This is a genomic window from Streptomyces sp. NPDC002734, from assembly GCF_040295685.1.
Lineage (GTDB): Bacteria > Actinomycetota > Actinomycetes > Streptomycetales > Streptomycetaceae > Streptomyces.
In genome coordinates this window covers 23,880-33,725 of the sequence record NZ_JBEOVU010000053.1, presented here as the reverse complement: position 1 = coordinate 33,725, position 9,846 = coordinate 23,880, and the positions used below count along the sequence as shown (strand labels likewise).

The following is a 9,846-nucleotide window of genomic DNA, read 5'->3' as shown; positions in this document are numbered from 1 at the left end:
CACCAAGCCGGTGCGGGCGACCGAGTCGGGTCAGGTGGTGGTGCGCTTCGCCCGCCAGCTGGCCGCACTGGAGCAGGACGCGGGCGTGGAGCTGGCCGCTCCGGGTCCCCGCCCGACGGAGGCCATGTGCCGGCGCACAGCCCGCCCTCGCCCCCCGTGGACGGCCACACACGCGCCCGGTGAGGGCCGGACCGCATACTTCCGGCGGGCTTTACTCCTCCGTAACATCGCGGGAATGACCGGACAGACGACCGTCATCAGCCCCCCGCGAACCCACGGCCGCAGCGAGGAACTGCGCGCGGTCGCCGCGACCCTGACGAACCGTCTGGAGGGCGACAGTGCCGTCCTCCTCCTCGCCGGCGAGCCCGGACTGGGACGCACCACGCTCCTCCAGGACGTGGCCCGCTCCTTCCGCGCCGGCCCTGTCCTGCGGGTCGGCGCGACAGCCGCCGAGTCCCGCCTCCCCTACAGCGGCGTGCACGCCGTGCGCTGCGCCGCCGCCCCTGTCGTGGGCGGCCCGCCGCACGTGCCCAGGACCCCCGAAGCGCTCCTTGACCTGCTGCGGACCACCGCCGACGGCGGGCCCCTGCTGCTCTGCGTCGACGACGCCCACCTGTGGGACGCCCCCTCCCGTGCCGCGCTCGGGTTCGCGGCCCGCCGCCTCCCCGCGGCCGGCCGGGTCGGCCTGCTGATCTCCGTCACCCGGCACCACGCCGCCGACCCGGACTTCGCCGGGTTGCCCGTCCTGCGCCTGGGCCCGCTGGCGCGGACCGCCGCCGGGGCGCTGCTGGAGGACCTCGTACCCGACGGCGTCGACCCCGCCGTCGGCGACGAGCTCCTCACGGAGGCCGACGGCAATCCCGCCCTGCTGCACGCCCTGGTCCGCCGCCTGGGGCCCGACGAGCTGAACGGCGCCGCCCGGCTGCCCCGCCCCCTCGCCGACGCGGCGGTGCTCGCGTCGGTGGTGGGGGAGAGTCTGGGCGGGCTGCCCGACCACCTGCACGACCTGCTGCTCGTGGCCGCCGCCGCGCACGAGACCGCCCCGGCCGACGGACGGCCGGGCGTCGACGCCGATCTGGTGCTGCGCGCCGTCGCCCGCCTGGGCCCGGCCGCCGCCGCGCCGGCCGGCACCGAACGGGCCGCCGACCTCCTCGTGCGGGCCGACGGCCGGCTCCGCTTCACGGGCACCCTGATCCGCCGGGCCGTGCACGCGGGCGCCCGCCCGGAACGCCGCCGCGCCGCACACCGCGCGCTCGCCGCCGTCCTGACCGCGGACGGCCACCGCCTGCCCGCCCTGCTCCACCTCGCCCACTCCGTCGGCGCCCCCGACGCGGCGCTCGCCGGCGACCTGGCCCGCAGCGCCCTCGACCCGGCGACCGACGCCACCCACCTCCAGCGGGCGGCCGCCCTCTCCCGGGCCGCCGACCTCACCCCGGAGGTCACCCGGCGCGCCGAACGCCGCACCGCCGCCGCCGAACAGGCCCTGCTCGCCGGCCGCCCGGCGCAGGCGCGCGGGCTGCTCGCCGACGCGGGGGGCCCCGACGCCCGCGCCACCGTGCGGGGCCGCGCCGAACTCCTGCGCGGCGTCATGACACTGGGGGACGGGCCCGTCGCCGACGCCCACGCCTCGCTCCTGTTCGCCAGGTCTCTTTTGGCGGGCGAGGCGCCCGAACTGGCGCTGGCCGCCACCGTCGCCGCCGCGGACGCCGCCTGGGCGGCCGGGGACCTGACCGGCTGCCTGTCGGCCCTGGCGAGCGCGACGGCGACCGCGCCCGCCCCCGGCCCCGGCCGGCCCGCCCCGGTGCGGGACTACCTCACCGGTCTGCGCGCCATCCTCGAGGCGCGGCTGGCCGACGCCGCCCGCCCGCTGCGCCGTGTGCTCGACCACGGCTGGACCCAGGACGAGCCCGAGGCGCTGCACCGCGCCGCCACCGCCGCGTTGCTGCTCGGAGAGGTGGACACCGCCTGCCGGGCCGGCGCCCGCGCCCTGGCCGCGGCCCGCGCCCGCGGTCAGGAGGCCTTCGTGCCGCAGACCCTCGAATACCTCGCCTACGCCGAACTGCGGGCCGGAAGGCACGCCCGCGCCCGCGCCCACGCCGAGGAGGGCCTGCGCTCGGCCCTGCACTCCCGGCGGCGCAACACCGCGGCCCACCACCGGGCGATCCTCGCCCTGGCCTCCTCCATCGAGGGCGACGTCGAGGAGGTGACGGCCCAAGCCGCCGCCGCGCTCGCCACCGCGCGCAGCCACGGCCTCGCGCAGACCGCCACCCTGGCCGAATGGGCCACCGGGCGGGCCGAGCTGGGACGCGGCAGACCCTCCGAGGCCGCGGCCCGGCTCGGTCCCCTGGTGCGGCCCGGCCGCACCGGAGGCCACTTCGCCGTCCGGGCGCTGGTGATGCCCTGCTTCGCCGAGGCCGCCGTGCTCGCCGACCGCGCGGACGAGGCCCGCATCGTGGTCGAGGAGTTCGAACTGTGGGCGGACTTCGGCGCCGACCCCCAGGCGCCCGCCCAGCTCGCCCGCTGCCGGGCGCTGCTGGCCCCGCCCGACGACCCCGACAGCGCGGACACCCTCTACCGGCGCGCCCTGGAACTGCACGAACAGGCCGGGGGAGACTTCGAGCAGGCCCGCACCCAGCTCCTCTACGGCAAGTGGCTGCGCCGTCGCCGCCGCCCCCGCGAGGCCCGCGGCCGGCTCCGCGACGCCCTGCACATCTTCGACCGCTGCGGCGCCCGGGCGTGGGCCGACCAGGCGCGCGCCGAACTACGGGCCAACGGGGAGGCGCCCGCCGCCCCGCAGGACGGCGTGCTCTCCCGGCTGACGCCCCAGCAGCAGCGCATCGCCCGCTGCGTCGCGGGCGGCGACACCAACCGGGAGGTCGCCCAGCGCCTTTCGGTGAGCACCCGCACGGTCGACCACCACCTGCGCAACATCTTCGCCGTCCTCGGCGTGCGCTCCCGCGTCGAGCTCGCGCGCATGGTCGGCATGGAGCGGTAGCGCCCGCCCGCGGGAGCGGGCGCCTGAAAACCGTCGGTAACAAATGAGCAACTAGGTGCACACCTCTAGGGACCGACCGGACGGTATGTCATTCTTCGAGCAGGACGAGTCAGGTGACGGCCGCAACGCGGCCCCCGGACCGTGGGGGCCGCAGCACCATGGCCGTCGCGCGCGTACTGCCGGGGAGAGCCGACCTCGGAGGAGGATCGCGATGTACCAAGCCGTACGGTCACGAGGAGCACTGCGCCCCGCGACGACCGCTGTGCCCCAGCCCCGTTCGCCCCGCTTCAGGTCGCTGATCGACGCGGAGGCGCTCCGTGTGCTGCACCGCAGCTCCCGGGCCGTGCAGGGCGTCCTGCCGGACGTCACGGACCGTCTGGTGGCGGTGCTGCGCGAGCAGGAGCCCGCCTACCGGGCGGCCATGGAGGCCGACCCCGCCGGCGTCTGGCAGGAGGCCCACGGCTCCCTGCGGCACAGCGTGGCCTCCCTCCTCGACCCGCGCACCGCCCGGGAGGAGGCCCGCCGCTGCTCGTGGAAGATCGGCGCCACCCGCGCCGAGCAGGGCTTTCCGCTCGACGCCCTGCTGCACGCCTTCCGCCTCGGCGGCTCCCTGGTGTGGCAGGCGCTCATCGAGGAGACCTCCCGCAGCGCCCCCGACGACGTCCGGCTCCTGGTCCACGTCGCCGCCGACGTCTGGAACTTCGTCGACGAGCACTGCACGCTCGTCGCCGACGCCTACCGACAGGTCGAGCGACGCCTGGCCTGGCGCCGGGAGAACCGGCTGCGCCTGCTCACCGCCGCCCTGCTGGACGGCACCAGCCGCATCTCCGACCTCCCCGAGGCGGCCGAGGCCCTCGGGCTGCCGGAACAGGGCCGCTACGCCGTCGTGGCGGTCAGCGCGGGCGCGGCCGCCGAGAGCGCCGCCGCCCGCTCCGCCGCCGTCCCCACCGGCCTGCACGTGCACTGGCACACCGGCGTCGACGTCGACCACGGCATCGTGCTGCTCGAGGACGACGCCGACCTGCGGCGCCTCGCCGCACAGGACCCCCCGGAGGGCGCCCGCGTCGGCGTCGGCCTCGGCGTCGACGGCCTGGCCGCCCTCGGCGACGCCCGCCGCCACGCCGACACCGCCCTCGGCATCTGCCCCGAGGCCGGCGGCTCGGTGCGTCTGCACGAACAACTCCCCAGCGCCCTGCTGCTGTCCAGCCCCGAGCTCGGCCGCGCCCTCGCCGAGGAGGTCCTCGGCCCCCTGCTGCGTCTGGAACCCTCCGACCGCGACCTGCTCCTGGACACCCTCGCCGCGTGGCTGGATTGCGACGGTTCCGCACAGCGCGCCGGGGCCCGTCTCTACTGTCACCGCAACACCGTCCTGAACCGGCTCCGACGCTGCGAACAGCTCACCGGCCGCTCCCTGACCCGCCCGGCCGACGTCGTCCAGGTGAGCCTCGCGCTGGCCGCCGGCCGCCTGCTGCGCCCCTGAGGCGGCGCCCCGCGAGTACCACCCCCGTGCCCCGGACCGCATGATGGCGGCGGTCCGGGGCACAGCCGTGCCCACGACCGCCCGCACCGCCTCCCACCTGCCCACGGGCCGCCACTGGGCACCCGCACAACCCGCCCCGGAAACCGTTGGCCGCCCGCCGCGAGCATGGCTTTTCCGCTGTACCGGCACCCTCCGCGCGTGTTGGTCTGTGCACCACTTCCGCACGGACGAACGACGACCCCGTGCCCGGACCCCGGTCTGTCGGGGCCACCCTCAACGGCCCAGCCCCGGCCCCGGTCGCGCGGCACGCAACCAAGGAGCAGTGATGCCCCGAGCATCGGACGAGGCGTCCACCCTCAGGGTGGAGAACCTCGACGTGACCTACGGACGCGCGGTCTCCGCACTGCGCTCCGTGAGTCTGGACGTGCCGCCCGGCAGCGTCGTCACCCTGCTCGGCGCCAACGGCGCCGGCAAGACCACCCTGCTGCGCGCGGTGTCCGGAACCCTGCGCCTGCACCGTGGCGCCGTCACCGCGGGGGCCATCCGCTACGGGAACACCGTCCTCGACGGACAGGACCCGGTCGCCGCGGTGCGCGCCGGAGTCGTCCAGGTGCCCGAGGGCAGGCGGGTCTTCGCCGGCCTCACCGTGGACGAGAACCTGCGCTCCGGCGGCCTCGGCCTCGGCCGGCGCACCCCCGAGCGGATCAAGGAGGGCCGCGAGCGGGTCTTCACGCTCTTCCCCCGCCTGGCCGAGCGCACCCGGCAGCAGGCCGGCCTGCTCTCCGGCGGGGAGCAGCAGATGCTGGCCATCGGTCGCGCCCTGATGGCCGCGCCGAAGCTCCTCCTGCTGGACGAGCCCTCCCTGGGGCTCGCCCCGCAGATGGTCGAGAGGATCGCCGAGGTCGTCCGCGAGATCAACGCCCAGGGCACCTCGGTGCTGCTGGTCGAGCAGAACGCCGGCATGGCGCTCGCCCTCGCCGACCACGCCCACGTCCTGGAGGTGGGTGAGGTCCGGCTCTCCGGCCCGGCCGCCGAACTGGCCCGCACCGACGCCGTCCGCCGCCTCTACCTCGGCGAGGCCGACGTGCCGGAGGACGCCGCCGGGCAGGCCACCGACGAGGCCGCCCCCGGCGGCCCGGAGAGGGGGGCGGCGTGAACCCCCGCATCACCGCGACCGCGCGGCCCGAGGCGCCCAGGCCCCTGGAGGTCGACGGCGTCACCGTCCGCTTCGCCGGACTCACCGCGCTCGACGACGTCTCCTTCACCGTGGCGCCCGGCTCCGTCCACGCAGTGATCGGCCCCAACGGCGCCGGCAAGTCGACCTGCTTCAACGTCCTCTCCGGCCTCTACCGGCCGGCCGGCGGAACCGTCCGCTACGGCGAGCACCTCCTCACCGGCCTCGCCCCGCACCGGATCGCCGCCCTCGGCGTCGCGCGGACCTTCCAGAACATCGTCACCACCGAGGGCACCGTCGGCGACAACCTGATGCTCGGCCGCCACGCCCTCACCCGCGCCGGCTTCGTCTCCTCCGCGCTGCACCTGCCGCACGCCGTCCGCGAACAGCGCGCCCATCTCGCCAGGGCCCGCGAGATCGCCGCGATCGTCGGCCTGGAGCGCCACTTCGACCAGCCGGTCGCGCTGCTGTCCTACGGCGACCGCAAGCGGGTCGAGATGGCCCGCGCCCTGTGCCTGGAGCCCCGGGTCCTCCTGCTCGACGAACCGGTCGCCGGCATGAACACCACCGAACGCGCGGCAGCGGTCGAGGTCATCCGCACCGTCCGCGAGCAACTCGGCCTGTCCATCGTGCTGGTGGAGCACGACATGGGGCTGGTGATGCGTCTCGCCGACGAGGTCACCGTCCTCGACTTCGGCAGGCGCATCGCCCACGGCACCCCCGACGAGGTCCGCCGGGACCCCGAGGTGCTGCGGGCCTACCTCGGCACCGGCGCGGACACGCCCGGAAAGGAAGCGGCATGACCGGCCTGCTCGACACCCTCCTGGCGGGCCTCGCCCTCGGAGCGGTCTACGCCCTGGTGGCGCTCGGCTTCGTCATCATCTTCAAGGCGTCGCACGTCATGAACTTCGCCCACGGCTCCATGCTGCTCTTCGGCGGCTACCTCACCGCCGTGCTCCACGACGACCTCGGCTTCGCCGGGGCGCTCGCGGTGGGCGTCCTCGCCACCGCCGCCCTGGCCGGCGTGATCGACCGGGTCCTGCTGCAGCGCCTGCCGCAGGACCCCAAGGCGGCGCACGTCGCCACCATCGTCACCATCGGCATCGACATCCTGCTGGTCACCGACCTCGCCCGCAGGATCGGCGGCGACCTCCTCTCGCTGGGCGACCCCTGGGGCGACACGGTCCGCACCCTCGGCCCGGTCACCGTCGCCGACAGCCGGCTCGCCGCCATCGCGGTATCCGCCCTGGCCATCGGCGTCGTCTTCGCCCTCTTCCGGTACAGCCGCTGGGGACTGTCCCTGCGCTGCGCCGCCGAGGACACCGAGGCCGCCGCCCTCCAGGGCATCCGGCTCGGCCGGACCCGCATGCTCGCCTGGTGCCTGGCCGGAGCCCTCGCCGCGCTCGCCGCGGTCTTCCTCGCCGCCTTCCCCGCCACCGGCCTCGAGCGCACCACCGGGCAGATCGCCCTCAAGGCGTTCCCCGCCGCCATCCTCGGCGGCCTCGCCTCACCCGTGGGCGCCCTGGCGGGCAGCCTGGTGATCGGCCTGACCGAGGCCTTCGTCATCACCTACCAGAGCGACCTGCACGTCCTCGGCGACGGCCTGAGCGACGTCGCCCCCTACGTGGTCATGGTCCTGGTGCTGCTGGTGCGGCCCAACGGACTGTTCGGAGCGAAGGGAGCGGCCCGTGTCTGACACCGCCAAGCCGCTGCTGCGCCTCGCCGGCATCCTGGTCCCGCTGCTGGTGCTGTGCGCGCTGCCGCTCTACCTGGAGTCCTACTGGCTGCGGATCGGCCTGTTCTCCATGGCCGCCGCCATCGGCGCGATCGGACTGACCCTGCTGTCCGGGACCGCCGGCCAGCTCTCCATGGGCCACTCCTTCTTCCTGGCCGTCGGCGCCTACGGCTACGTGTACTTCTCCGGCGACCCCGGCCCCGGCCTCCCGCCGGTGATCGCCATGGTGCTGGCCGTCCTGCTCGCCGGAGCGGCGGGCGGACTCTTCAGCCCCGTCGCCGGCCGGGTGAAGGGCATGTACCTGGGCATCGCCACCCTGGCGCTGGTCTTCATCGGCCACCACCTGATGCTCACCATGGACGGGGTCACCGGCGGCTTCAACGGCCGCTCGGTGGCGCCGATGGAGATCGGCGGCCTCGTCCTGGACGCCGGCCAGGACGACCTCACGGTCATGGGCGTGCCGTTCGGCGCCGAGGAGCGCCTGTGGTACTTCGGCCTGCTCCTGCTGGCGTTCACCTGGTTCACCGCCCGCGGCCTGCTGCGCGGCCGCCCGGGCCGGGCCCTGGTGGCGCTGCGCGACAGCGAGACCGCCGCGTCCGTCATGGGCGTCCCGGTGGCCCGCTACCGCTCCTCCGCCTTCGTCGTCTCCTCCATGTACGCCGGCCTCGCCGGAGTGCTGCTCGCGCTGTCCTTCCGGCGCGTGGTGCCCGACTACTTCGGGCTGGTCCTGTCCATCGACTACCTCGCCATGATCGTCATCGGCGGTCTGGGCTCGGTGGCCGGAGCCGTCGCCGGAGCGTTCTTCGTGACCGCGCTGCCCCTGGTGATGGCCAAGTACGCCGACCAGCTCCCGCTGGTCGCCGCCCCCGGCTCCCCGGACGGATCCCTCGGCCCCACCGAGGCCTCCCGCTACCTCTACGGCGCCGCGATCGTCGTGATCCTGCTGTGGGCCCCCGACGGCCTGCACGGACTCGCCCGCCGGCTCCGTCCACGGGCACGGCCCACGCCCTCCGCGCCGCCTCCCGACACCGGGCTCGCCGAGCCCGTGACCACGTCCGCAGTTCCCGTCGCCACAGTCAAGGAGCACACCCCGTGAACGCAACGCCCCGTGCGCACCGTCGCGCCACCCGCATCACCGCCGCCGCGGCCCTGTCGGCGCTGCTCGTCGCGGGCTGCAGCAGCAAGGCCGAGGACTCCAAGGGCAAGGAGGGCGCGGGCGGCATCAAGGGCGGGCCCGGCGTCACCGACACCACCATCCGGATCGGTTCGCTCACCGACCTGACCGGCCCGTACGCCACCCTCGGCGAGTCCATCACCAACGCCCAGAAGATGTGGGCCGACGAGGTGAACGCCGACGGCGGCATCTGCGACCGCAAGATCGAGATCACCGTCAAGGACCACGGCTACGACGTCCAGAAGGCCGTCGCCGCCTACTCCGAGGTGGCGCCCGACTCGGTGGCGCTGTCGCAGGTCATCGGCTCGCCGGTGGTCGCCGCGCTGCTCGACGACATCAAGAAGGACCAGATCCTCACCTACCCGCAGGCCTGGTCCGCCTCCCTGCTGGGCATCGAGCCCGTCCAGGTCACCGGCACCACCTACGACGTCGACATGATCGCCGGCGTCGACTTCCTGACCCGCGCCAAGGGCATCAAGAAGGGCGACAAGGTCGGACACGTCTACTTCGAGGGGGACTACGGAGCCAACGCCCTCGAGGGCTCGAAGTGGGCGGCCGCCAAGGCCGGGCTGGAGATCGTCGAGCAGAAGATCAAGCCCACCGACCAGGACCTGTCGGCCCAGGTGGCCGCGCTGCAGAAGGCCAAGGTGAAGGCGGTCCTGATCAGCGCCGGCCCGGTGCAGACCGCCTCGCTGGTGGGCGTCGCGGCCTCCCGCGGCCTGAAGGTGCCCGTGGTCTCCAACATCCCCGGCTACTCGCCGCAGCTGATGGCCTCCGAGGCCGCTCCCGCGCTCGAGGGCATGCTGAACATGATCAGCGCCGCCCCCGCCGTCAACGCCGACATCCCCGGCGTGAGGGAGATGGTCGAGAAGTACCAGAAGGCCTACCCGAAGGCGGCCGTCGACACCGGCGTGCTCTCCGGCTACAACACCGCCCAGCTCCTGGGCCTCGCCCTGGAGAAGGCCTGCGAGAACGGCAGCCTGGCCCGTGAGGACGTCGTCAAGGCGCACCGTGAGCTCACCGACGCCGACACCGGCCTCGGCACCCCGCAGAACTTCGGCAACGTCAAGCGTCCGGCCGCGGTCGAGAACTACGTCCTCAAGCCGTCCAAGGACGCGCTGGGCGGGGCGGAGATCGTGGAGGAGGCCCGCGTGGCCCCGGGCGTCGAGGACTACCTGAAGGAGAAGGGCCGCGCCTGAGCCGTACCGGCTGGGCACGACCCGCACGACGCACGGCGGGCGGCCCGCACCCCACGGGGTGCGGGCCGCTCCGCGTCACCGGGACGCCG

7 protein-coding genes are annotated in these 9,846 nt (G+C 75.1%); all 7 read left to right on the top strand.

What is annotated here, in order from left to right; all coding sequences use genetic code 11:
• Positions 1-235 precede the first annotated feature (235 nt).
• Positions 236-2,995, top strand: coding sequence for a helix-turn-helix transcriptional regulator (locus ABT026_RS30825; RefSeq protein ID WP_351118495.1), 2,760 nt, complete (start codon positions 236-238; stop codon positions 2,993-2,995).
• Between the two features lie 211 nt (positions 2,996-3,206).
• Positions 3,207-4,475 carry a PucR family transcriptional regulator gene (locus tag ABT026_RS30820; protein ID WP_351118494.1) on the top strand — a complete coding sequence of 423 codons (1,269 nt, stop codon included), beginning with the start codon at positions 3,207-3,209 and terminating at the stop codon, positions 4,473-4,475.
• 325 nt (positions 4,476-4,800) lie between these two features.
• Complete coding sequence (locus ABT026_RS30815) at positions 4,801-5,631, top strand: ABC transporter ATP-binding protein (RefSeq protein WP_351118493.1); 831 nt, start codon at positions 4,801-4,803, stop codon at positions 5,629-5,631.
• Positions 5,628-6,452: an ABC transporter ATP-binding protein gene (locus ABT026_RS30810; RefSeq protein ID WP_502968085.1), complete on the top strand. Its 825-nt coding sequence runs from the start codon at positions 5,628-5,630 to the stop codon at positions 6,450-6,452. The genes ABT026_RS30815 and ABT026_RS30810 overlap by 4 nt, the downstream gene beginning before the upstream one ends.
• Entirely contained in the window at positions 6,449-7,345 is an 897-nt protein-coding gene (locus ABT026_RS30805; RefSeq protein ID WP_351118492.1) for a branched-chain amino acid ABC transporter permease, read from the top strand. The genes ABT026_RS30810 and ABT026_RS30805 overlap by 4 nt, the downstream gene beginning before the upstream one ends.
• Positions 7,338-8,480: a branched-chain amino acid ABC transporter permease gene (locus tag ABT026_RS30800; protein WP_351118490.1), complete on the top strand. Its 1,143-nt coding sequence runs from the start codon at positions 7,338-7,340 to the stop codon at positions 8,478-8,480. Before ABT026_RS30805 ends, ABT026_RS30800 begins: the two co-directional genes overlap by 8 nt.
• Complete coding sequence (locus ABT026_RS30795; RefSeq protein ID WP_351118489.1) at positions 8,477-9,757, top strand: ABC transporter substrate-binding protein; 1,281 nt, start codon at positions 8,477-8,479, stop codon at positions 9,755-9,757. Before ABT026_RS30800 ends, ABT026_RS30795 begins: the two co-directional genes overlap by 4 nt.
• Positions 9,758-9,846 lie beyond the last annotated feature (89 nt).

Bases quoted from the DNA above. Each gene is read 5' to 3' on its own strand.
- ABT026_RS30820 (WP_351118494.1), top strand. From the start codon at position 3,207: ATGTACCAAGCCGTACGGTCACGAGGAGCACTGCGCCCCGCGACGACC.
- ABT026_RS30815 (WP_351118493.1), top strand. From the start codon at position 4,801: ATGCCCCGAGCATCGGACGAGGCGTCCACCCTCAGGGTGGAGAACCTC.
- ABT026_RS30825 (WP_351118495.1), top strand. From the start codon at position 236: ATGACCGGACAGACGACCGTCATCAGCCCCCCGCGAACCCACGGCCGC.
- ABT026_RS30805 (WP_351118492.1), top strand. From the start codon at position 6,449: ATGACCGGCCTGCTCGACACCCTCCTGGCGGGCCTCGCCCTCGGAGCG.